15 protein-coding genes and 2 pseudogenes are annotated in these 25,548 nt (G+C 28.7%); 11 read left to right on the top strand and 6 right to left on the bottom strand.

Features of this window, described 5'->3' with window-relative positions; translation table 11 throughout:
* The first annotated feature begins 214 nt into the window (after nt 1–214).
* The 4 genes from CLFE_RS22845 (at nt 215) to CLFE_RS22830 (ending at nt 2,664) form a co-directional block, all read left to right on the top strand.
* The gene (locus CLFE_RS22845; RefSeq protein WP_077832514.1) at nt 215–481 is read left to right on the top strand and encodes a hypothetical protein; all 267 of its coding nucleotides are present in this window, start codon (nt 215–217) and stop codon (nt 479–481) included.
* Nucleotides 482–558: 77 nt separating this feature from the next.
* Nucleotides 559–1,017, top strand: a complete 459-nt coding sequence (locus CLFE_RS22840; protein WP_077832513.1) for a PadR family transcriptional regulator — start codon at nt 559–561, stop codon at nt 1,015–1,017.
* 500 nt (nt 1,018–1,517) lie between these two features.
* Complete coding sequence (locus CLFE_RS22835) at nt 1,518–1,979, top strand: matrixin family metalloprotease (RefSeq protein WP_077893163.1); 462 nt, start codon at nt 1,518–1,520, stop codon at nt 1,977–1,979.
* 7 nt (nt 1,980–1,986) lie between these two features.
* Nucleotides 1,987–2,664, top strand: a complete 678-nt coding sequence (locus CLFE_RS22830; protein WP_077893164.1) for a hypothetical protein — start codon at nt 1,987–1,989, stop codon at nt 2,662–2,664.
* 266 nt (nt 2,665–2,930) lie between these two features.
* Here CLFE_RS22830 and CLFE_RS22825 read toward each other — a convergent pair whose 3' ends face one another.
* Together CLFE_RS22825 and CLFE_RS22820 are read right to left on the bottom strand one after the other, a co-directional pair.
* Nucleotides 2,931–13,448, bottom strand: a complete 10,518-nt coding sequence (locus CLFE_RS22825) for a non-ribosomal peptide synthetase (RefSeq protein WP_077893165.1) — start codon at nt 13,446–13,448, stop codon at nt 2,931–2,933.
* 209 nt (nt 13,449–13,657) lie between these two features.
* On the bottom strand, nt 13,658–15,373 hold the full coding sequence (locus CLFE_RS22820; protein WP_077893166.1) for a beta-1,3-glucanase family protein: 1,716 nt from the start codon (nt 15,371–15,373) through the stop codon (nt 13,658–13,660).
* 829 nt (nt 15,374–16,202) lie between these two features.
* Here CLFE_RS22820 and CLFE_RS22815 point away from each other — a divergent pair.
* Nucleotides 16,203–16,571, top strand: a complete 369-nt coding sequence (locus CLFE_RS22815) for a hypothetical protein (RefSeq protein ID WP_077893167.1) — start codon at nt 16,203–16,205, stop codon at nt 16,569–16,571.
* A gap of 98 nt (nt 16,572–16,669) precedes the next feature.
* Here CLFE_RS22815 and CLFE_RS22810 read toward each other — a convergent pair whose 3' ends face one another.
* Complete coding sequence (locus CLFE_RS22810; RefSeq protein WP_077893168.1) at nt 16,670–18,157, bottom strand: PucR family transcriptional regulator; 1,488 nt, start codon at nt 18,155–18,157, stop codon at nt 16,670–16,672.
* 203 nt (nt 18,158–18,360) lie between these two features.
* Between CLFE_RS22810 and CLFE_RS22805 the strand changes: the two genes are divergently transcribed.
* Complete coding sequence (locus tag CLFE_RS22805; RefSeq protein WP_077893169.1) at nt 18,361–18,924, top strand: nitroreductase family protein; 564 nt, start codon at nt 18,361–18,363, stop codon at nt 18,922–18,924.
* Between the two features lie 128 nt (nt 18,925–19,052).
* Nucleotides 19,053–19,349 (top strand): putative quinol monooxygenase, encoded by a 297-nt coding sequence (locus CLFE_RS22800; RefSeq protein WP_207651374.1) that lies wholly within the window; start codon nt 19,053–19,055, stop codon nt 19,347–19,349.
* Between the two features lie 147 nt (nt 19,350–19,496).
* On the opposite strand, the pseudogene CLFE_RS22795 reads toward CLFE_RS22800, so the two are convergent.
* Nucleotides 19,497–19,812, bottom strand: a pseudogene (locus tag CLFE_RS22795) (permease); the annotation flags it as partial.
* 47 nt (nt 19,813–19,859) lie between these two features.
* On the opposite strand from CLFE_RS22795, the pseudogene CLFE_RS22790 reads away from it, so the two are divergent.
* Nucleotides 19,860–20,578: pseudogene (locus CLFE_RS22790) on the top strand (Tn3 family transposase); the annotation flags it as partial.
* A 192-nt stretch (nt 20,579–20,770) separates the two neighbouring features.
* Nucleotides 20,771–21,043, top strand: a complete 273-nt coding sequence (locus CLFE_RS22785; protein ID WP_242951595.1) for an alpha-amylase family protein — start codon at nt 20,771–20,773, stop codon at nt 21,041–21,043.
* A gap of 76 nt (nt 21,044–21,119) precedes the next feature.
* Here the strand turns inward: CLFE_RS22785 and CLFE_RS24510 are convergent, their stop codons facing one another.
* The gene (locus CLFE_RS24510) at nt 21,120–21,395 is read right to left on the bottom strand and encodes a phosphatase PAP2 family protein (RefSeq protein ID WP_432706071.1); all 276 of its coding nucleotides are present in this window, start codon (nt 21,393–21,395) and stop codon (nt 21,120–21,122) included.
* Nucleotides 21,396–21,421: 26 nt separating this feature from the next.
* On the bottom strand, nt 21,422–21,646 hold the full coding sequence (locus CLFE_RS24505) for a hypothetical protein (RefSeq protein WP_432706070.1): 225 nt from the start codon (nt 21,644–21,646) through the stop codon (nt 21,422–21,424).
* A gap of 243 nt (nt 21,647–21,889) precedes the next feature.
* On the opposite strand from CLFE_RS24505, the gene CLFE_RS22775 reads away from it, so the two are divergent.
* Together CLFE_RS22775 and CLFE_RS22770 are read left to right on the top strand one after the other, a co-directional pair.
* On the top strand, nt 21,890–22,693 hold the full coding sequence (locus CLFE_RS22775; protein WP_077893235.1) for an EamA family transporter: 804 nt from the start codon (nt 21,890–21,892) through the stop codon (nt 22,691–22,693).
* 89 nt (nt 22,694–22,782) lie between these two features.
* Nucleotides 22,783–24,213, top strand: coding sequence for a 6-phospho-beta-glucosidase (locus CLFE_RS22770; protein WP_077850801.1), 1,431 nt, complete (start codon nt 22,783–22,785; stop codon nt 24,211–24,213).
* Nucleotides 24,214–25,548: the final 1,335 nt, after the last annotated feature.

Raw genomic sequence — 25,548 nt, 5'->3', positions numbered from 1 at the left:
ACTAAGCCTTTAAATATATACGTTGTAATAAGGTTCCTACCTCACGGCTTATAAAATATCACTGCTTATTGGGTTCACCTTTAGGATGTTTTAAAAGTAAGAAGGTATTGAAACTTTCACAACTTATCTATTCAAAAATAAAGAAAAATTAAAGAAAGGAGTAATATTATAAAACTCAAAAGGCATATAGCACAGGGTTTTACAATGTTTTAATATGGTAAATAAAAAAATAGAAGAATGTTTAAAGAAAATTAAAATTAATGAATTATTACAAATGGACATAACTGAATTTTCCTCTTTCTTAGTAAGTGAACTAGGAATTTTTAGTTGTGAAAAAGATTTTAAAATTTTTATCATCGATTATATAACAAAAGCTTTATATAATGACAATGTAGATTTTCCTATAACTTATTATGATAAAAATAAAGAATCTTTAAAAAATAAATATATCGATACTAAATTAAGATCCTTTAAGTCTTGACTTTTATAATTATGCATAAGTTTATTTAACTGTGTCAATTGCAACATATACTTATTATTTTAGGAGGTTTATATATTATGGTGGATTCTAACTCTAAAAATAACGCCTTAAATCTAATAGGTTCCTTTGAAATAAAAAAAACAAGTTCTAAAAGAGCCTATAAAGGTGAATATAATAGGATGTTTCCAGCAAAAATGTCAAGCTCAAATTTCTTAAGTCTATATACTTTATTTTTATTAAGTAATAAATCAGAACCTATATATGGCAAACAGATATTACAAGAAATACAAGATACTATAGACATTGATGTTTGGAAACCTTCACATGGAACATTGTATCCCCTATTAAATGATATGGAAAAGAATAACTTAATTGAAGTTGTAAAAGAAACACCCTCTAAAAAATATTATACAATTACTAAATTAGGGAAAAAAGAATTGGACTTAAGATTGGATGAATTTAAAGATATGCTTATTCAATCTAGCAATTTCTTTAATAAAGTCATAAGTAAAATGTACAACAACTTAAATAAATAAACCCACAAAAAAAGAATTATTAGGATGGCAAAATAGCCAATAATAGGGGGGCTTGAACCCTCTTATTTTAAATATGAATCTAAAACTTCTACTCTAGTATATCCTAAAATTTCAGTCAACTCCTTTTCGGCTTGTTCATCTTTGATAACTTCCTGAAACAGTTCCAAACAATAAAAAGCAAAAAGAAAAAGAAGAAATAAAAATAATATTAATCTACATGTTGTTTGCAACCTATATAAATCTATATAAGTTAATTTTATACATTATTTATTAATTAGTACAAAAATGATATAATATTCATCGCATTATAAAAGGGGGTAATTAAAATTAAACATCTAAAAAAAGTTACATATTCTATTATTGCTTTTGCATTTATATTTACAACTTTAGTTTATTCAAATAAAACTTATGCTTATAACGTTTTTAAATATGTGAGAACAGGTCAAATTAGTCTAATATTCTGTTCTTATTATAATAATGATGCTAAGCAATACTCCAACATGATAAATAACGGAATTAATGCTTGGAATAGTGTTTTTTCAAGTACTCACGTAAATTTTCAAGGAGGATCTTCTGGTAAGTCAGCAACAATACTTTTTGCAGCCGATGACTTTACTGACAAAGAAACTTCAGGTGGTGCTTTAGCCTTTACAGCTAGTTTTGCATACAATGACAGTACAAAAACATATGAACAAGTAAATCCTAATAATTCTAATTGGTCTTTAAATGTTATAGACATAAACAAAAGAACAATAGGTGATTTAAATGTATTTAATGCACAAGGAACTATAGCTCATGAAATAGGACATACTTTGGGATTAAATGAAAATAATACGAACCCTAATAGCATTATGTGTCAAGAAAAATATAGACGTAACGTTAATGTTCCTAGTTCTGATGATATTGCAGGAATACGATATTTATATCCTTATATAACATTAAAAAAACAGAAAGGAAGGTAACTAGAAAATGAAAAAAGCAAAATTTATAATACCTGCTACAATTTTATTGTTTTCTGCAATAAGTATTGTTTCTTATATGCATGTGAATAATGCAAGTAAGATAAATATTAAAATAAAAAATACTACATCTCATATAGCTAAAAGTAAAATAAAAAATATTAATATGGATGCTGATGTGTCAGGTCCTATATATAATGATATAGACACAATAATAAAAAATTCAGACATAATAGTTCAAGGAACCGTATTAAACGCAAGCTATTTTGATGAAGGATTTAGAACTTATACTAAAACAAAAATAAAAGTATTAAAATCCTACAATAAAAATATTAATAATGGTGATATTTTAACTTTTTTTGAATTAGGTGGAATAACCACTCAACAAAAGGCTATAGCTCAATTACGAAAAATCAAACCAGAAATAAAAGAAAATAACGATACCACACCAATAAAACGTTCAATTTATAATATAGATACTATGACAAAAAAACAACAGGTTATGTTGTTTGCAAAAGCAATAAATTCAAATAATGAAAAGGCATATATCCCACTAGGATTTTTTGAAGGAAGATTTTTTATAAATAAAGATAAAACTATAGAAAGACCCGAAAACAATATTGCAGGTATCATTGATATAAAATTTACTCAAAATGAAATAGATCAAAAACTTAATACTTTAAAATAATTAGTGTTAACATATTAACTCCACACAATTAATATTGTGTGAAACTATAAATTATTCAAAATATTGTATTGCAGCTAAGAATAATAGAAAACATATTCAACTGCTCATCCTTGACAGACATTTTTTATGAATTGAAAAAAAAGTACTGCTTGAATTAAGAAAATTTATAAGATTACTTAATTCAAGCAGTACTTTTACTTTATAACATTTACAATTCTTGTACGAGTGTGGTCCAATTTTATGTATGTACCACTGCACAATAAAATTTATATAAACTTAACCCTTTCACAGTAGCTAAGCATTTTTTTTATCTCTTCATAATCTAAAATACTCCACCTGAAGCCCATTTTTTCTAAAATAGCATTTGTTCTATCACTTACTATTATAAACTGGGTTGAATTATTATTTTCCATTAACCCTAAATGAACCATAACATCTTGAGCATAACCCTTCAAGTTTTCATCTTCACTTTTAGAAGAACTATACTTTATAAACTCGTCAATGTCTTTAAGTTCTATGTCATTATATTTAACTCTTAAGTACTTAACCAATTCCTTAGGATTTATTTTATTAGGATTTTCTATATGAAATATACAGTTATTTAAGCTTTGTTTATTAAAAAGAAGCACAACTGCTTTAGACAATTCATCTACATAAGAAAAATCAAAATTCATTTCTTCTGTAAATGGAACACATTTAAGCTTAATAAAGGCTCTAATAATTCTATAGAACGCACTTTCTACTATATTTTCTTGGAATAGCCCCGTTTCATGATTAAACATTACATTTCCAAGCCTAAATATTTTAGTATTTAATCCTTTCTCTCCTGCTTCCTTAACTAATTCTTCGGCTTCTAATTTTGAACGGACATATACATTATCACATTGTTGATTAACATCCAAAGCATCTTCTGAAAACATAACTAAAGTCTTATCTTTTATACTACCACTACCAACACTAAGTGTAGATATTTGATTAAAATCCTTTCTTAAAGTTTTCCTTGCAAAAGCTAACAAATTTTTAGTACCCAAAACATTTGTACTATAGAAAGCTTCATATCTCCCATAATGTTTTACATTAGCAGCAGAATTGATTATACAATCAACCTTTGAAGCTAAGCTTTCATAGGTTTTATCTTCCAAACCTAAATTGCCCTTTGATATATCTCCTTTTAAAATCTTTATTCTATTTTTGTTATTAAGATAAAACTCCTTTCCAAAATAAAAGCTAGTTTTTTCTATAATTCTTTCCTCAGCCTTTTTTGTACTGTCACCTCTTAATAAAAGATATATATTACTTTTTGAGCTGCAAATAAGTTCCTTTAAAAGATTAACACCAACATATCCTGTAGCCCCTGTAAGTAGAATGTTTTTATAACCTGTCTCTTTGTTTAAATTCAATTTGTTATAATTTTCAATGTTTGCCTTATATTCATTATAAGCCTTAGCTATATTATTCTCTTTTCTATTTATTTCTGCTGCAACTTCTCCTTTAACCTCTTTCATATATAGAGCTTTAATTTTAATGTTCCTAGCTAAAGCTTGTATAGTTGGATATTTAAATATGTCATTTATATCAACAATAAATTCTTTCTTTAGGGCTGAAACTACTGAAATTGCCTTTAATGAATTCCCTCCAACTTCAAAAAAGTTTAAATCAGTGCTTATATTTTTTACACCTAATACATTACTCCATACCCCTGAAACTTTTTCCTCAATAGTATTTTTAGGTTTTGTATATTCACTTTTTAACTTAGATAATTCAAGGTTCATTAGTGCCTTTCTATCCACTTTTCCATTTGCACTCATAGGCATCTCTTTAAGCTCTATTATATATGGGGGAATCATATATACTGGAATTTCATCTCGCAAAAATATTTTTATTTCTTTTGATGATATATTCTCTCTTTTTACAACGTAAGCACATAAATATTTATTACCTTCCTTGTCTTTCCTATCCACTACAACGGCCTCTTTTATTTTTTCACACTTTAGCAATTTTGCTTCAATTTCTTGAAGTTCTATTCTAAAGCCATTAATCTTCACTTGGTAATCAATTCTACCTAAAAAATCCAAGTTGCCATCTTCTAGCCATCTCGCAAGATCTCCTGTTTTATATATAATTTCTCCCTTTACATAAGGGTTTTCTATAAACTTTTTCTTTGTTAGATCCTGACGATTTAAATATCCTCTTGAAATTCCAGCACCTCCTACACAAAGTTCTCCTGGAACTCCTACCGGAAGAAGGTTGTTATTCTCATCCATTACATAGGCTGTTGAATTACTTATAGGTTTTCCTATAGGGACAGGTCCCTCAGCTAAAGCTTCTTTAACCTCATATGCCGTTGAAATTACTGAGTTTTCAGTTGGTCCATAAGTATTTATAAGCTTTAAATTTTTATAGGCCTTTGTTATTTTAGTTGCATATATTTTAGAAAGTACGTCTCCTCCCACCAATAAGCACTTAAGTTTTTTAAATACCTCTATATTACTTTCACTATACTGATTAAAAAGTGGCGTTGGCATTAACATTATTGTTATTTTATTTTTCTCAATATAATTTTCTAATGAATTACTGTTAAGTATTAAATTCTTATCCTCCAAATGAAAAGAAAGGCCATTTAATAGTGCAATCCAAATTTGAAATACCGATGCATCAAAGGACAAAGAGCCTGATTGAAGTACTCTATCTTCTTCTTTAATTTCTATATAATCTGGATTATTTACAAGCTTAACTAAACTTCTATTTTTAACACATACTCCCTTAGGATTTCCTGTTGACCCTGAGGTATAAATTACATAGGCTAAATCCTTTGGTGTATTTATATTTTTAAGATTTTCGCTGCTTTCCTTAAGTATCTCTTTGTTCCTTAAGTTTACTAATTCAATATTATCTAAATGAAGTTTCTCCTTTTGATTTTCTTTAAGTAAAAGTAATTTGCTGCAACTATCTTTAAGCATATAATTTATTCTTGTACTTGGATAAGTATCATCTATTGGAAGGTACGCAGCTCCACTTTTTATAATAGCTAACATACTTATTATTGCATCAATACTTCTATCACATAGTATTGGTACAATATCCTCTTTCTTTGTACCCTTTTTTATAAGAAATCTTGCAAGTTTATTTGCTCTTTCATTTAATTCTCCGTAGGTTAAGCTCTTCCCATTGGATACAAGTGCTGTTTTATTCTTCCACTTTTTAGCTGTCTTTTCAAACAATTCCTTTACGGTTTCGCCTTTTTTATATGATCTTTTGGTGTTATTAAATTTATTTATTATTAAATTCTTTTCTTCCTCTGATAAAACATCAACTTCCTCAATAGACTTATCTAGGTTATTTAAAAACTTATTTAAAAGATTAATGTAATGCCCTATAAACCTTTCTATGGTACTCCTTTTATATAAGGAGGTCTGATATTCTACTTGCCCTAATATTCTATCCTTGCCTTCATTAAGTATCATGGAAATAGGAAATTTTGCTTTTTTGCTTTTTAGTTTATACTTTTCTACTTGTGTATTTTCTAAAGTTAAATTTTCAATGCCTATATCCTGAAAAGAAAATATAACATTAAAAAGAGACCCTTTATCTATTTTCAATTGTTCAAACAAATTTTTAAGATCATAATTTTGATTTTCAAAAGCTTTTATGGAATTTTCCTTTACTTTAATTAAAAATTCTTTAAAGCTCATATGTGTTTCTAGTTTGCTTCTTAAAGGTAAAGTATTAACAAACATACCTATTGTATCTTTAACGTCTTCATTGGTTCTTCCTGAACCCGGAGTTCCTATTACTATATCTCTTTCATTTGTGTATTTATATAAAAGTACATTAAACACTGCTATATAAAACATGAATTTTGTCACACCTAAATCTATTGTAGTCTTGTTTACTCTTCTAATTAAAGCTCTATCTATTTCAAAATCTATAGAAGCTCCATTAAAACTATTATAATCTGACTTCTTATATTCTACAGGCATATTAAGATTAGGAATTTCTCCTTGAAACCTATGAAGCCAATACCTTTCTTCCTTCTTAAGCTTGCCATTTTTATATAAGTTATTTTGCCAATTTGAAAAATCCTTATATTGAATTTTTACTTTACTAAGCTGAACACCATTATATAATGCCGATAGTTCATTTATTATTATTTTTATAGAAATACCGTCAGAAACTATATGATGTACATCTATTATTAAAATTGATGCATCTATAAATTCAATTATGCTGGCACCAATAAGTGGAGCTTTACTTAAATCAAAGGGAGTTATATACTTCTCTGATTGAAATTTATCTTTACAAAACTTACTGTTAATTTTTGAATAATGAACCCTAAATTCTACTTTTGAATGTACCTTTTGAGTGATTTTTCCATCAATTATGCAAAAACTTGTCCTTAAAGCTTCATGCCTATCTATAAGCTTACATATTGCTTTTTCAAAACGCTCTTTATTAAAATCTCCCCTAATTAAATATGCAATAGGTATATTATAATTTGTACTATTTAAATTTCTTTGATTTATTGCGTACATTCTTTTTTGAACCGCTGATGCTTCATAGTATTCTCGCTTTTCTGCTTTCTTAAGTTCACTAGTTACTTCACTCTTGGTTTTGAATTTTAAAAATTCAGCTAACTCCTCTATTGAAGGATTATCAAATACGTCCATAACAGCTATTTTGAGCTTAAGCTTCTTATGAATTTTAGAAACTAGGTTTATTGCCTTTAATGAATTTCCTCCCAGTTCAAAAAAATTATCATCAATAGATATTTCCTTTTTAATAAAGATTTCACACCAAATACTGTGAAGCTTCTTTTCTAACTCATATCTTGGTTTTATAATTTCCTTACTTGTCTCTAATAAGTCTACATTAGGAAGGGCCTTTCTATCTACTTTTCCGTTTGCATTTTTAGGAAGACTGTAAAGCTCTACTATATATGAAGGAATCATATATGCTGGAAGTTCCTTTTTAAGGAATGTTTTTATTTCCTTTGGTGATATTTTTTCTCTTTCTACAACATATGCACATAAATACTTGTTTCCAGTCTTATCTTTTTTATCTACTACAACTGCTTCCTTTATTTTTTCACATTTTAATAGCTTTGCTTCTATTTCTTGAAGCTCTATTCTAAAACCATTAATCTTTACTTGATAATCGATTCTGCCTAAGAAATCCAAGTTGCCATCCTCTAGCCATCTTGCAAGATCTCCTGTTTTATATATAATTTCTCCCTTTACATAAGGGTTTTCTATAAACTTTTTCTTTGTTAAGTCCTTACGGTTTAAATATCCACTTGAAATTCCAGCACCTCCTACACATAATTCTCCTGGAACTCCTACTGGTAGAAGGTTATCATTATCGTCCATTATATATGCAGTTGAATTGCTTATAGGTTTTCCTATAGGGACTTCTCCTTCAGCTAAATTTTCTTTCACTTCATATGCTGTTGAAATTACTGTATTTTCAGTTGGTCCATAAATATTTATCAGCTTCAAATTTTTATAAGCCCTTGTTATTTTACTTACATATCTTTTGCAAAGCACATCTCCCCCCACCAATAAATAATTAAGTTTCCTAAAGACTTTTATATTGCTCTCACTATACTGATTAAAAAGTGGCGTTGGCATTAACATTATTGTTATTTTATTTTGCTCAATATAATTCTCTAATGCACTACCGTTAAGTATTAAATTCTTATCCTCCAAATGGAAGGAAAGGCCATTTAATAGTGCAATCCAAATTTGAAATACCGATGCATCAAAGGATAAAGATCCTGACTGAAGTACTCTGTCTTCTTCTTTAATTTCTACATAATCTGGATTATTTACAAGCTTAACTAAATTCCTATTTTCAACACATACTCCCTTAGGATTTCCTGTTGACCCTGAGGTATAAATTACATATGATAAATCCTCTGGGGTATTTATAATTTCAAGATTTTCGCTGCTTTCCTTAAGTATTTCTTCATCCTTTAAGTTCACCAATTCAATATCCTCTAAACTTACTTTTACAATTTGACTTTCCTTGAGTAAAATAAGTTTACTTCTGCTATCTTTAAGCATATAATTTATTCTCGCACTTGGATAGCTATCGTCTATTGGAAGATATGCAGCTCCACTTTTTATGATAGCTAGCATAGCAATTATTGTATCTACACTGCTATCACATATTATTGGTACAATATCTCCTCTTTTTATACCTTTTTTTATAAGAAATCTAGCTAGTTTATTTGCTTTCTCATTTAATTCTTTATAGCTCAACTTATCTTTTCCACTTACAAGTGCTATTTTATCCTTATATCTTTCTGCTATTTTTTCAAACAATTCTCTAACAGTTTTATCCTTTTCATATGCCCTTTTGGTGTTATTAAATTTATTTATTATTAAATACTTTTCTTCCTCTGATAAAACATCAAATGCCTCAATAGAATCATCCATATTATTTAAAAGATTATTTAAAAGATTAATATAATGCTTTATAAAGTTTTCTATGGTACTCTTTTTATATAAAGAAGTCTGATATTCTACTTGACCTAATATTCTGTTCTTGTCTTCATTAAGTGTCATATACATAGGAAATTTTGCTATGGTGCTTTTTAGTTTATATGAATCTACTTGCGTATTATTAAACTCTAAATTTTCAATACCTATATCCTGAAAAGAAAATACAACATCAAAAATAGAACCCTTATCTAGCTTCAATTTTTCAAGCAAGTTTTTAAGATCATAATTTTGATTTTCAAAGGCTTCTATAGAATTTTCCTTTACCATAATTAAAAACTCTCTAAAATTCATATGTTTTTCTAGCTCATTTCTTAGTGGTAAAGTGTTAACAAACATGCCAACTGTATCTTTAACGTCTTCAAGTGTCCTGCCTGAACTTGGAGTTCCTATTACTATATCTCTTCCATTTGTATATTTATATAAAAGCACATTAAATACTGCTATATAGACCATAAATTTTGTTACACCTAAATCTACTGCGGTCTTGTTTACTTTTCTAATTAAAGCTCTATCTATTTCAAAATCTATGGAAGCTCCATTAAAACTATTGTAATCTGCATTCTTATAGTCTACAGGCATATTAAGGCTTGGAATTTCTCCTTGAAACTTATTAAGCCAATATTTCTCTTCCTTTTTAAATAAATCCTTTTCATATGACTTGTTTTGCCAATTGGAGAAATCCTTATATTGTATTCTTACTTTATCAAGCTGATTTCCGTTATATAATACGGATAATTCTTTTGTTATTATACTTAAGGAAATACCATCAAAAACTATATGATGTACATCTATTATTAAAATTGATGCATCCGTAAATTCAATTATACCTGCACGTATAAGAGGAGCTTTACTTAAGTCAAAAGGGGTTATATATTTTTCTAATTGAAGTTTACTTTTGCAAAACTTACTATCAATTTTTGAATAACTGATTTTAAATTTCACTTTTGAATGTATCTTTTGAACGATTTTTCCATCAATTATGCAAAAACTTGTTCTTAAAGCTTCATGCCTATTTATAAGTTCGCATATTGCTTTTTCAAAATGTTCTTTACTAAAATCCCCCTTAATTAAATAAGCAATAGGTATATTATAATTTGTGCTATTTAAATTTCTTTGATTTATTGCATACATTCTTTTTTGAACAGCTGATGCCTCATAGTAGTCTCTCTCTTCTACCTTTTTAATCACACTAGTTAATTCACTCTTTGTTTTGGATTTTAAAAATTCAGCTAACTCCTGTATTGAAGCTTTATGAAACAATTCCATAATAGAAATTTTAATCTTAAGGTTTTTATAAGTTTTGGAAACCAAATTTATTGCCTTTAATGAATTTCCTCCAAGCTCAAAGAAATTATCATCAATAGATACTTCTTGTTTATTAAAGCATTCACACCAAATACTATAAAGTTTCTTTTCTAGTTCATATCTAGGTTTTATAATTTTCTTGTTCCTTTGTAATAAATTAGGTTCAGGCAAAGCCTTTCTATCTACTTTTCCATTTGCATTCTTAGGAAGACCTTCAAGCTCTATTATATATGGTGGAATCATATATGCTGGAATTTCCTCTTTCAAAAGCGCTTTTATTTCCTTCTGCGATATCTCTTGCCTTACTACAACATAGGCACATAAATATTTGTTTTTATCTTTATCCTTTTTATCTACTACAACTGCTTCCTTTATCTTGTTGCATTTTAACAGCTTTGCCTCAATTTCTTGAAGTTCTATTCTAAAACCATTAATCTTTACTTGATAATCGATCCTGCCTAAGAAATCCAAGTTGCCATCCTCTAGCCATCTTGCAAGATCTCCTGTTTTATATATGATTTCTCCCTTTACATAAGGGTTTTCTATAAACCTTTCATTGGTTAAGTCCTTACGATTTAAGTATCCCCTTGAAATTCCGTCTCCACCAACGTATAGTTCTCCTTCAGCTCCTATTGGAAGAAGCTTGTTATTGTTGTCCATTACATAAGCCGTTGAATTACTTATAGGCTTTCCTATAGGAACAGCTCCTTCAGCTAAATCTTCCTTCACTTCATATGTTGTTGAAATTACTGTATTTTCAGTTGGTCCATAGGCATTTATAAGCTTTAAATTTTTATAAATCTTTTTTATTTTACTTGCATGACTTTTTAAAAGTACATCTCCTCCAACCATTAACCATTTGAGTCCTTGAAACACCTCAATATCACTATCGCTATACTGATTAAATAGTGGGGTAGGCATAACCATCATGGTTATTTTATTATCATTAATGTACTTTTTTAAATCACTACTATTAATTATTAAATCCTTATCTTCTATATGAAAAGAAAGACCATTTAATAGTGCAATCCAAATTTGAAATACCGATGCATCAAAGGATAAAGATCCTGACTGAAGTACTCTGTCTTCTTCTTTAATTTCTACATAATCTGGATTATTTACAAGCTTAACTAAATTCCTATTTTCAACACATACTCCCTTAGGATTTCCCGTTGATCCTGAAGTATAAATTACATAGGATAAATCCCCAGGTGTATTTATAATTTTAAGATTTTCGCTGCTTTCCTTAAGTATTTCTTTATCTTTTAAGTTCACCAATTCAATATTGTCTAAACATGCTTTTTTCATTTGATTTTCCTTAAGTAAAATAAGCTTACTTCCACTGTCTTTAAGCATATAATTTATTCTCGCACTTGGATAGCTATCATCTATTGGAAGATATGCAGCTCCACTTTTTATGATAGCTAGCATACCAATTATTGCATCTACACTGCTATCACATATTATTGGTACAATATTTCCTATTTTTATACCTTTTTTTATAAGAAATCTAGCTAGTTTATTTGCTCTCTCATTTAATTCTCTATAGCTTAACTTATCTTTTCCACTTACAAGTGCTATTTTATCCCTATACACCTGGGCTGTTTTTTCAAACAATTCCTTTACGGTTTTGTCCTTTTCATATGGTCTTCTTGTATTATTAAATTTCTTTATTATTAAATTTCTTTCTTTTTCATGTACTATTTCTAAAGCAGATATTTTAAGCTTTGAATTTTTAAGAACTTGTCTATAAATAGTACTCATACCCTTAAGCATTTCAGTTATCTGCTGCTCTGTGTAATTACTTACCCCATACTGAATTTGAATTTGAATATCTTCCTTTAAATCTTTAATAAAAATCTGCATTGGAATATCAATATGTTCTTGAGGAAAGATTTCGTTACTAATCTTTTTACCTTTAAACTCATAACTTTCTATCTCATAATAATTTACACAAAACTTAAATAAAGAAGCTACTCCTTTTTTCTTTAATTCTAAATCTTGAACTAATAAATCATAAGGATATTTTTGATTATGATAACATTCCTTAAGCTCTCCTTTTAAATATTTCAAAAAACCTTCAAATGTCATATCATCCTTTAATTTTAGCCTCAAAGGCATAGTACCTGTAAACATACCCATTGTATTCCTTTGACTTTCTGCTCGGTTAAATACTAGCACTGCAAGGCTTATATCATTATCCCTTAATACCCTACTCATATATATGCTTGATAAGGCTATAAAAAATTTATTTAAAGAAATATTATTTTTATTTAAGTACCTCTTAAGTTCTTCACTAATGCACCTATTCAAAGTTACCGTTTTTACTTTTGCCTTTACATCCTTAAAATTTATACATACTGAATTTTTATTTAAATTTAAGAACTTTTCTTTCCAAAAATTCTTATTCTCTTGAAATTCTTTTGAAATTAAATAATTTTTTTCATACTTTATGAAATCTATATATGAATTTTTTGAAATACCTTTATCTTTATTATCATAAACTTCAACAAGCTCTTTTAATAATATATTACAAGACCTCCCATCAAAAATAAGATGATGTACAAAAAAACATACACCCATATCATAATCATTAATCTTGTAAATAAAAAATTTAAATAGTAATTTATTTTCATTATATAAATTTTCTCTACTCTCTACTTCTAAAAACTTATTCAAATTGCTTTCAGAGTCACTACCATATTTTGAAAAATCCAAAAAAGGTATTTTAATAAACTCATATTCTTCTAGGTACTGATATAATTCTCCATCATCTTGGTAAAATTTTAATCTTAGTGCATCATTTTTTTCAATAATAATATTTATTGCTTTTTCTAATGCTTCAATGTTTAAATTGCCACCCATACTAATTTTAAAAACAATGTTATGCATATATGTGCCTTGAAATAATAACTCATTGTACCAAATTCTTTTTTGAGGATGAGTTATCTCAAATCTTTCAATATTAGTATTCATTTATAACATCTCCCAATGCAATTTATTTTCCTTAAGTTATTACAATTTAAATTGCATAATAGTTGCATATATTACTTATTTTTTTCACCTTATTGGGATGTTTTTTTAAACTACTTTTGAATTAGATTTACCACCAAACTTCCACACTGGGTGCATAATAAAAGACCTTGAATCACTTATATGTGATTCAAGGTCTTTTATTATGTCTATTACCAACCGATGTTGATAACAGCACCTCTAGGACTAACACCATGAATAGTAGAGCTTTGGTCGTTTACATCGTCGTAGCAGAAGCCATATGCTCTTGAATTCAAGCTGTGATCATGCCAAAACTTAGAAAAATAATCAGCAGCTCCCGTCTGATAGTAAGCATATGGATTATTTAAGTTGACGGCATTATCCATCACATGTCTATGGAAAGCAGCGCAAATTTGTGCTTCAAGTGCTTTTTCAATGTCATTCCCTGTTGCAAGTGCACCTGAACCTCCCCATACTTCATCTCCTGTAGGTTTATTTACATGGTAAACTTGATAGTCCCCTTGTCTTGTCAAATTCATTGTTGTACCAAATACTCTTCCAGTAAAGGTACCTTGTGGAATGGTTACTACAAAGTTACTTGTAGTATATTGATTCCAAATACTGTTAATATAGCTGTCAAAATAAGTACCATTAGCCTGTCCGGATCTAAAACCCCCGTGGATAGGAGCTAAAATACGATATGGTGCTTGTTGAGTAGCTAGACTGGTGAATTGAGCTGGCACCTGTGATTTGAATTCACTAAAAATAGAATCTCTTGATTCCGTTATTCCAACCTTTGCAAGAGAAGAATAACTTGTGCTACTGCCTGTAAACAATTCAATAGTATATGGCAAACCAAACATATCTACCTGTGTAGTATTAATCCAAATTTGACCATTAATAACAGCAAATTCAGCCCAGTCAAAATAACTCTTATAGCTTGGATCTGATGGATTTTCGATATTAGGATAAGCAATACCTACTGTACCATCAGCTGCTCTATTAAATGCAATATTAAGTGGTGCCCCCATAGAAATATAAAGTCTTCCAGAGCTCACATAAGACGGAATCTGAAATCCTGACATAGAGCTTAATGGATAGAAGTAAGAAGCTGCATTCTGTCCAGGAACACATGGAGTCATTGTTCCATTAGGTGCAATTGTGCAAAATTGACCCGATTGATTTCTGCCAATAATATTCACATAAATTTGACTGTTGTTCCATGCTCCATTTGTATTATTATTAAATTGAACAGTCATTTGCATACCAGAGTTTAATGGAATTAAATTGGTACCTTGGCTACCATTAATTGTATATGTAGCTGATGCTACTTCTGAATCGTTCATTCCTGATGCTGTGGCAATTGCTTTAATTGTTTTTGATGAAGTTACGTTTATTGGTCCTGAATAAACTTGCGAACTAGCTGTAGGTGTGCTTCCATCTGTGGTATATCTAATCGTTGCACCACTTGTTGCACAGTTTATTGTTACATTCTGTGCTGTAGTATAGCTGCCTCCTGATGGGCTAATAGAAGGTGTCGCAACTGTACTTGAATTATCTCCAACGGTATAGTTAAAAGTATTTGTATTATAGGCTGGTGTTCCATTATTATAAGTGAATGAATAATTTATAATATTGCCGTTTACAACATTTGTAATACTTTTCTCATATCTAGCCGTTGTGTTGTTATATGTCATTCTAAAATTCTGCTGTATTCCTGAATTAAGAGTGTAATGAACGTCAACCCATGAAGTATTAACTGTTGATTTGAACCAAATTGTTGCAGTTGTTCCTGAAACAGTTACACCGCTAGTATAATCAGCTGCATAAACACTAACTTTTCCAGTTAGCAATAACACTACTGTTATAATTAGCGCCGTAAAAACTGAAGGTATTTTTCTTAACATAATTTGACCTCCTAAAATTTTATTATGTATTATATTTCCTATAATTACAATAATAGCATACATAATATGAAAAATATGTAAAAGCATGTAGCATGTTACAAAAAAAATGCAATGTGATAAATATCCATGTTATTTTTGAGTATATTAACACTTGGTAAATGAAACAAAGAACAGACTATAGTACCCCATATAGGTATAGCGCCAACATTTTCGACAGAACCCACGATAAGACAAAAATAGGTAATAATAACCAAATAATGATATAATTTAATTATTATTTAGTTCACAGTTGTAATTTATAACAACTTAAATATATTAAAGTATTAGAATTATGAATGTTGACCAGTATTACAAATTTTGTAGATTTTTTATAATGATAAAAATTATAAATATATATTATGTATTGAAAACTCATACCTTAACAATATAAAGGGGAATTTTTTGCTCTTTAGAATGTAAAACTTATGAAGAATCCTAGCTATTTGAGGAAATATTGCAGATACTAAACACGGAATATACGGTGGATGGGAACAAATATTAAGATGATAGATGATCACACTGCAAAGTGTAGTGTTTTTATAAAAAAGAATCAATGAATTACGGATATTAAGAGTGAAAATGACATAGTATAATGTATTTATAGGTGCGAAAAAAACACATAAATTGCTGTAATGTTATAATGAATTAGAGAATATTTCATATAAATAATAGCACATGATATATTTCTAATTTTATTATATTTTTTTAAAACTTAACTCAAAATTAGTTATGGACATAGGCAATATTATAATGGGTTAAACTCATTATAAATTTAAAGGAGGAGTAAAAAATGCCAATTATTAACATTAAAACTTTAAAACTTCAGCAAGATAAAAAAAATCTTATAGCTGAAAAAATCTACGAAAGTACATGCAATATCACTTCAATTCCAGATATAGAAATATATTTTAATGAATACGATAATTACTACATTCGTGGCAAACTGTATGATAATGAAAATCCAGTGATAACTGTAGAAATTCAAGGACCTGCAATAGAAAAAGAAAAAATATCAGAACTCTCTAAAGCTATAAATGAAGTTATCCTTAATACTATAGAAAATCCAAATTTGAAAGTTAACTACTTTGCTTATCATTTTCTTGGAGCAGATAACTTTGCAATTAATGGTAAGTTGCTTTCGGAATTATTAAAAGAATAAATGTCAATAATACATGTATTAACAGGGTATTTACCCCTGTTTTTTCTTGTCTAAAAATAGAAATTAAAGGAACAATTCTTAGGTTATCATAAAGCTTTCTAATTCATTATTTCTAAAGCAATCATAAGATAGAGGCACCCGTGTGAATCTTCAAAATCCATGCCAAGAAAATTTTTAATTCTATTTAAGCGCTCTATGAAAGTTGTTCTGTGAATATATAATTTTTTTGCTGCATGTGTTACATTAAATTTCTGTTCAAAATAAGTTCTCAAGGTTAACACATATTGTGTATTATGTACTTTATCATATTCATTCATTTGAATAAGACCACTTGGGCATAGAGATTCTGGAATAAGATTTTGGTAAGAGTTTTTAATCATATACTGTAAACAATAATCTTCAAAATTATAAAAATATAAGTTAGAATCTGCACTTTTACCAATCTCCAGCGCATAAAAAGCTTGAATATAATAATTTCTCACATTATTTATATTGTTAAATTCTCGACTTTTTCCTCCCTTAAGGTTACTTTTCTGTAAAAGTAACCTTAAGTTTGCTTCGGTAGGTTTAGGATCATCTATTAATGAGAGATTTATAACTGTAATTATACTACTGTTATATTCAAGCACAATTGCAGCAGAAGTAAACAAATTTTCTATCTGAGAGCATTGATATTTAACCATGTTATAACGAAGTTCTACTTCAGTTAGCTCAATATAGCAAACATAATAAGTGTGATCTACTTTCCAATTAAGTGACATAAGTGCTTTTTCAAAATCTCTATCAGAAATATGTTGATTATTTAGTTGTTGTTTTATAAAGTAGTCTAATGAAGAATAAGAGTTTTCGCTCCGCATTAAATTTTGCTCGTAAAGAAGCAATACATAATTTGACATATGTTGTAATAGAGGCGAGTCACTATTTCGAAAAGGAATATTAGCTTCCATAATTGATATAAAGATAACAAATTTGCCCTGTAATTTAACTATAATGGAAAGATGTCTGTAATCATGATATGAAATAGTTGGTACACCACTTTGCCACATTTTTTCATAATCTTTATTACGTTTTAAGTTATTTATACACCTCTCAGGAATATAGTTATATTTAATATTCAGTGGATTGTTATGTGATTCAGCTAGAATTAGATAATTTGCGTCACTAAAATAAATTGGATTTTGGAAAATTCCATCAGATACATCAATGATGTCTTGTAAATCTGAATAAGAGTTAATACATCGCTGCATACGTTGATCCCATATATCATATCGATCATATATGGTTTGTACCATGTTAAAAAGTGAAAGAACATTGATGTTATCTGAAACACAAAGTATTGAAAAATTCTGCATAAAATATTCTTCTGAAGGTTTTCCAACACAGATAAGGCAGCTGGCAGATTCAGCTATAAGCGAATCTGATAAAGTTAATGCCGAAGTAATATATAAATGATTGCTTAGTAATACCTTTTGATCTATATAGTGTTCAGGCCTATTTAAATTCAACTCGTTAGAAAAATCATTACATTTGGAACAAGTAATATAATCTGAAAGTTGTTCTGAAAGTATACTAATGCTTAATTTCATAAGTTATATCCCCTCTTTGATTATTTGTACTACAAAGTGTAGCATTTTTATATAAAAAAAACAATATTTTTCGGATATTAATGTTAAAAATATGATGATATTATATATATAACTTAAGATAAATGCTACAAATTGTTGGATACTATAATAAGTTAGAAAGTATTTTAAGCCAATCAAATATTTTTAGAAAAGGAGAAATAAAAATGAATGAAACATTAAAAACAATCTTAACTAGAAGAAGTATACGAAAATATAAAGAGGAACAAATCAAAGAAGAAGAATTGCAAGCAATACTTGAAGCAGGTAAATTCGCACCATGTGGCTTAGGTCAGCAATCTTCTTACTTTACAGTGATACAGAACAAGGAAATGCTGCAAAAAATCAACAAAACTTGTAAGAATGCTTATATCAAATCTGGTAACAAGAATTTTGAAGCGCTTGCTAAAGCTGAAAAATTTTCTGCTTATCACAACGCACCTACTTTTATTATCGTTTCTGGTGATCAAAAATCATCAGCAGCGTACCTAAATAATGGCAGCGTGGCATTAGAAAATATGTTACTTGCAGCAGAATCTTTAGGGATTGGTTCCTGCTGGATTCATTCATTAATTCTTGTGTTTCCTACACAAGAAGGCCAAGCCCTAAAAAAAGAATTAGGAATTCCTGATGATTATACTTTCGTAGGTGCAGCTACTTTTGGTTATAAAGATATGGCACAACCTTCACCATCTCCAAGAAAAGAAGGGATTGTGAATATAATCACATAATGATATAAACTATAAATACTATGAAATATTTTTTATTAATACACTACCAATAAAGCTAGTTAATGAAATAATCTGGTGTAATAATTTTGAAAGTATAAAATATATATTATTTTTAATGGAGGTATTGCATGATTGTTCGAGTTGTTAATATAAAATGTGTTATAGGAATGGAGAAGAAACTAAAGTTGATGGGGCGAGAAAATCTTGTGCCTATTAATAAAGAGGCTGGATGTGTTGAAGCGTACTTCTTAGAACCTAGCATTGAAGATGAAAATCCCTTTTTTGGTGTTATTAGCGTATGGAAAGATACGGATGTACTCAATTGTATGAAAAATAGTGAGAATTATCGTTCGTTGACTCAAGAATTAGCTCCTTTCGTTGAATCAGTAACAGATAATGTATATGTTATATCACTGAAGGTTTAAAAAAAAGCTAAATTATTCTTTAAACTTATTTTATTAATTTCTTAAGATTACAGCTTTTAAGATCATCAATTTTAATATTGGTCAAATATACAAGTATGTAAAAACGTACACTTCTAAAATCATTTAGTTCTGTACGTTTTCCTAATTTTATTTAGCTATTATAAAATTAGACATATATCCAGTGAATATAATACCTACTCCTGTAACAGCATAAAATACTGCTAATAGTTTAAGTTTTAAAACCTTTCATAAAAGAATTCCTTCGGGTATACTAAAACCTATTACAGCCATCATGAAGGCTAGAGAAGTTCTCATTGAAACACCTGTCCTTGTAAGTTCGCTAACTAAAGGTATTTTTGAGTATAATAGAATTCCTATTAATACAGCTACAAACTGCAAAAGGATTATCTTTTCCTGTATATTCTGCAATCGCTCCTGCTGGAATCCATCCATGCATAACTCCGCTCCAACACTTGCAAAAATATAAGAGACAAAAATCCTGGCGAAATTGCTAAAAGCACAGGAATAAAGTTTGCTGTAAATCTCAATGTAAGAGAATATCTGCAGGAAAGAATAGATTCTCTAAATATTAGGTTAGAATAGTTTTCTAAAAATCTAGATAAATTAAAAAGTGTACCCATTTAAAATTCTAAAATACATATAGATATACTAGAAAAAGATACACCTACTGAATCGATACAACTAAGTAAAAAGCTTTATAAAATGATACCTAGAGTCAAGCTTTCTGATTTACTTTTAGAAGTGTCTAAACAGACAGGCTTTGATAAAAATTTTCTTCACGCTTCAACTTGTTATGCAGCTAAAGGTGAAGAAAAGACTATTTTAATGGCATCACTTATGGCTATAGGTACTAATATTGGATTGTCAAAATGTCAGATTCCACTCCTAAAATATCATATAGCCAAATGGTCAATTCAGTATAGTGACGATTATATGACGATGCTATGAAAAAAGCACAGACAACCCTTGTTAATTATCATCATAAATTATTTTTATCATCTTTTTTGGGTGATGGCAACACCTCATCCAGTGATGGATTGAGGGTTCAAGTTAGAGTTTCATCTTTACAAGCTGATGCTAATCCACATTACGGAACAGGCAAAGGTGCAACTATGTATAGATTTGTGAGTGATTAATTTTCAACTTTTTATACTAAGGTTATAAATACTAATGCAAGGGATGCCGTACATGTAATTGATGGACTTCTTGATTTAGCAACTCAGAGAACCGATGTTCAAGACATAGATATTCAATTTCTAAACGAATATATTGATGCTGGTGAGGGTAAGCCTTGGTCATGTGATTATTGAGGAAGAGTTTTAGGTTCCCTTCATAATGCGAACAATTTATATCTTTACGGTGAAGTTCTACCAGATGGTGGTGATAATGATGAGGTTTATATGTCATATTTTGATATTACAGCTAAATCTTATGGAGGACCTATAAGAGAAGTTGTTCAAAACAAAAATTTAAAAGGACTTTCAAAGATTAACTTTGGTGATCATTATAAACTTCCAAGTAAATCTTTATGCTATGTTGAAAGTCACGACAACTATGAACATAAGCAATCTTCAAGTACAAGTGATTGGAATATAAAAATGGGATTTGCAATACTAGATGCTAGAGCAAATTTTACCCCTCAATTTTTTATAGAACCATATGATAACTCTTGAAAATACAAAGATATAGCTACTAAAATATTAGAATTTTTTTTAGCTTTAAACTTATCCATTAAAAACTTTTCTATTTTCATATAAACTTCTTCATTTTATTTCTTAATAACACATTGTATAAATAATTTGTAATGAAAACCATAATATATGCCCCAATGGCATCTAAAGGATAGTGATTTCCAACATATACTCTTGAAAAACCAACAATTATTGATATTATGGTCATTATAATTCCAAGAACTCTATTATACTTTCCTAAGCCTAAAGCTATACTCATAGTTCCTGTAACATGATCACTTGGAAAAGATGCATCCTTAACATGTGGTACCAATAAATTAACCTTATTATTCACAAAGAACTGTCCACGTAAAACATGTTTCAAATTAAAAAACTTAACATTAAATTAATTACAGTCATAATAAATGTATTAACGTATACTTTTCTATAGTTATCATTCTTCTTAATAACACCTAAAATAAATACTACTGCAACAATAAACATAAATATATAAGGTACATCCTTTGAAAAGAAAATCATTAGCTTATGGAGGATTGAGTTTTTATTTGATAAATTATTTATTAGTCTAAAAAGTTTCATATTCATTTGTACACTCTCCTATTCATTAATAATTTATAGTCATTTAACATTAGATTTACATTAAAATAATTAATAATATTGAATTAAATATCCTACTTGACAAGTTACCTTATAGCTTTTATACTATATTAGAATTAAATAATAAAATCATATTTACGTGTGGATTTTTCTAGAGAAATCTATTTTCGCCACACAATTATCAGTTTTGATAGTTGTGTGGCTTTTTACGTTTAATTGAAAAGGGCAATAATTTTCAAAAGTTGCCATTACCCAATATTAGTTTTTTTAGGAGGATGTTGTTATGGAATACTATCAACATTTGTGAATCTTGCCTATTTAGAAGGTTTTTCACCATCACAGGTAACAGAAAGTCAGTATTTTTGTGGAACTGTACTTATTTGGTGTGACGTTTTATTTACAAAAAAGAAGAAATTAAACTTAAAACAAATTTTAAAAATAATGCTATGTGGAATTCCATTTGGACTAACAGGTATATTTTATTATCAATCACTTAAAACACTAAATACTTCGCTGGCAATAATTTTTTTATTTCAATTTGTTTGGATTGGTGTTTTATTTGATTGGATATTTAATAAGAAAAAACCATGGAAACAAAAACTTGTATCTATAATAATTTTGCTTATAGGCTCTATTTTAGCTGCGAATCTACTTACTCAAAGAGAACTTAATTTTTCTCTCAAAGGAATCATTTGGGGAATGCTTGCTGCAATATCTTACACAACCTTTATATTTTTTAGCAGTTCAGTTGAGAAAGATACTCCCCCAATATTAAAAAGTGCACTTCTTTCCACAAGTGCCTTGATAATTATATTTTTATTGTTTCCACCAATCTTGTTTTCTATTGGAATGCCACACATTGAACCAGCACTGGGAACAATACTTCCATCATCAGAGCTTCCCTTTGCAACTATAATGTCCTCATTATTCTTATCAGAGTACGTAAGTTTACCTCAATGGTTCGGAGCAATCCCTACATTTTTGGGAATTATAGTGAGTAATGTGGTTTATGAAAGAAAGGCTGTTGAAGCTTAATTATAATTGATACTGTTGGATTCATACTACAAATGTATATAGTAATACAACAATTTTGTATTATATGTTTAAAATAGGAGGAATTTAAGATGGCAAATGTTTTTCCAGAAGGATTTTTATGGGGAGGAGCTATAGCTGCTAATCAATGTGAAGGTGGATACTTAGAAGGTAACAAAGGATTATCTACTATTGATGTAGTACCTACAGGTAAAGATCGATTTTCAGTAATGAGTGGAAAATTAAAAATGTTAAAATGTGATGCTAGCCATTACTATCCAAGTCATGAAGCCGTTGATTTTTATCATAACTACAAAACAGACATAGCTTTAATGCACGAAATGGGGTTTAAAACTTTTCGTATGTCTATTTCATGGGCACGTATATTTCCCAAAGGTGATGAACTAGAAGCAAATGAAGACGGATTAGAATTCTATGATAATATATTCGATGAATGTCTTAAATACAATATTGAACCCTTAGTTACTATTACTCATTTTGATGTACCTATACATCTGGTAGAAACAATTGGTTCCTGGAGAAATCGCAAGATGATAAAATATCACCAAAAATTATGTAAAGTTATTTTCAATAGATATAAAAATAAAGTGAGGTATTGGCTTACATTCAATGAAATTAATATGTTAATGCATCTACCGTTTATTGGTGCTGGATTAGTTTTTGAAAAAGGTGAAAATGAAGAAGCTGTTAAATACCAAGCAGCACATCACCAATTGATTGCAAGTGCATTAGCTACTAAAATGGCACATGAAATAAATCCAAATTTTAAGATAGGATGCATGCTTGCAGCAGGTGCTACCTATGCGAATACTTGTAATCCAAAAGATGTTCTTAAATCAATCCAAAGCGATAGAGAAGATTATCTATTTATAGATGTACAATCTCGAGGAAAATATCCACGTTATGCAAAGAAACTTCTACAAAGAAAAAATATAACTATAAAGATGAATAAAGATGATGAAAAAATATTAAAAGAGAATACTGTTGATTTTATTTCTTTTAGTTATTACTCTTCTCGTTTAACTAGTTCAAATCCTATTGGTGTAGATCAAACAGAAGGTAATGTATTCGCCACATTAAAAAATCCTTATTTAAAAGCAAGTGAATGGGGCTGGCAAATAGATCCACTTGGGCTTAGAATTACAATGAATTTATTATATGATCGTTATGAAAAACCATTATTCATTGTTGAAAATGGTTTAGGTGCTAATGATATAATTGATACAAATGGTAATATAGAAGATGATTATCGAATTGAGTATTTAAGAGAGCACATTAAAGCAATAAAAGATGCTATAAATATTGATGGTGTTGAATTAATGGGATATACTACTTGGGGATGTATTGATTTAATTAGCAATGGCACTGGTGAAATGAAAAAAAGATATGGATTTATTTACGTTGATAGAGATAATAATGGCAATGGTACTTTTAAACGTATTAAGAAGAAAAGCTTTCATTGGTATAAGAATGTTATCTCCAGTAATGGAAATCAGCTATAAATAAATCTTAGGATAGGAATCTAAATTACAGTTCCTATCCTATTTTCATTTATTATTACTTAACTTCTTTAATTTAAGAATTTGAAATTCCAATTGTAGTGTTGGATGCTACAAAGGAATATAATTACAGTATTTGAGCCTATATTTGTGCTATAAATATTCTAAAAAATTTTATACGAAGCTAATTTTAACTTATCAAGTATTAGTTCTATTGATACATTATTTATAGCTTGTTCATTCCATAGTTTACATCATTTAAGTAATTGTAAAGTTCATCATTAATAGATACAATATGATTAGTAACTTTATTTGGCATACTAATAACCTACCGTGTGATTAATTGTGTGGTAACTTTTATATATCACGGAGACCATCAGTGTACCATATTTATTTTTTGGTAATACTACCAATTTGATTATTTATTTTGCAAAACTAAAGTTATTAATAAAAGTGTTGATCATGACACAATGTCATAGTGTAATATAAAAATAGATTAAAAACTCATTGTTGGCAAAAGTTTATTAAATAACTCTAAGATCAAAGTTGGAGGTAATAGTGCTGGTAGAGCACTTGCAGTAGCAGTAACTCAATTGGTACGTGACAGAAAACAAATTTCACTGATTTAGTTACGATATTAAAGAAGGTACATATGAGAAAGTATGGAGAATTGCTTTAAGAATTATAATACAAGTCACTTGCTTCAGTATCACATGAAAAAGTAGTATTATTATAGAGTTATGTAAGATACTACTTTTTCTTTTGAGAACTTATAACCAAAGTTAATGTTAAATAAATAATAGAACTGGCTAGTATATAATTATTTTACAGATAATGGCCGGGTTTTTTACTTATCTTGGTGTATACCCCTCTTAGTGAAAATTCACCGATAAACAAAATTTCTAATATTCCAGAAAAAAAGAACGTAACAGTAGCTGTAATGGTAGAATATCCTAAATATAGTTATAAAAAATTTACAGATAGACAACCATTAGCTGTCTCATTTTATGAAAATTAAATGGCGAAATAGATTAAAGTAAAATAGATGTATAATATTATAATAATTTTTTTAGAATAGTAAAAAGTAATAGTAAGTTTTTATAAATACATGGTTATACTTAGATATTCAAGTGGGATGTATGCCCTTTTTATTTTCAATAATTACGACTGTAATTATGATGAAATTAATTATTTACAAGCCAATCTTACTTATTACAAATAACTGCCTGTACATCATTGGAGAATACTCTTTTAATTTATCTAAAGAAGTAGAACAAGGAAGGTTACGCCAGTTAATAATTACAAAAAATATTGATGAAGAATCTTAAACACAACAAA

The organism is Clostridium felsineum DSM 794, assembly GCF_002006355.2.
GTDB lineage: Bacteria > Bacillota > Clostridia > Clostridiales > Clostridiaceae > Clostridium_S > Clostridium_S felsineum.
Note: the sequence above shows the minus strand (reverse complement) of the source record. Positions and strands in the feature narration are given on the sequence as shown.

Coding starts and splice junctions, on each gene's coding strand:
- CLFE_RS22845 (WP_077832514.1), top strand. CDS start 215: ATGGTAAATAAAAAAATAGAAGAATGTTTAAAGAAAATTAAAATTAAT.
- CLFE_RS22840 (WP_077832513.1), top strand. CDS start 559: ATGGTGGATTCTAACTCTAAAAATAACGCCTTAAATCTAATAGGTTCC.
- CLFE_RS22835 (WP_077893163.1), top strand. CDS start 1,518: ATGATAAATAACGGAATTAATGCTTGGAATAGTGTTTTTTCAAGTACT.
- CLFE_RS22830 (WP_077893164.1), top strand. CDS start 1,987: ATGAAAAAAGCAAAATTTATAATACCTGCTACAATTTTATTGTTTTCT.
- CLFE_RS22825 (WP_077893165.1), bottom strand. CDS start 13,448: ATGAATACTAATATTGAAAGATTTGAGATAACTCATCCTCAAAAAAGA.
- CLFE_RS22820 (WP_077893166.1), bottom strand. CDS start 15,373: ATGTTAAGAAAAATACCTTCAGTTTTTACGGCGCTAATTATAACAGTA.
- CLFE_RS22815 (WP_077893167.1), top strand. CDS start 16,203: ATGCCAATTATTAACATTAAAACTTTAAAACTTCAGCAAGATAAAAAA.
- CLFE_RS22810 (WP_077893168.1), bottom strand. CDS start 18,157: ATGAAATTAAGCATTAGTATACTTTCAGAACAACTTTCAGATTATATT.
- CLFE_RS22805 (WP_077893169.1), top strand. CDS start 18,361: ATGAATGAAACATTAAAAACAATCTTAACTAGAAGAAGTATACGAAAA.
- CLFE_RS22800 (WP_207651374.1), top strand. CDS start 19,053: ATGATTGTTCGAGTTGTTAATATAAAATGTGTTATAGGAATGGAGAAG.
- CLFE_RS22785 (WP_242951595.1), top strand. CDS start 20,771: ATGTCATATTTTGATATTACAGCTAAATCTTATGGAGGACCTATAAGA.
- CLFE_RS24505 (WP_432706070.1), bottom strand. CDS start 21,646: ATGAATATGAAACTTTTTAGACTAATAAATAATTTATCAAATAAAAAC.
- CLFE_RS22770 (WP_077850801.1), top strand. CDS start 22,783: ATGGCAAATGTTTTTCCAGAAGGATTTTTATGGGGAGGAGCTATAGCT.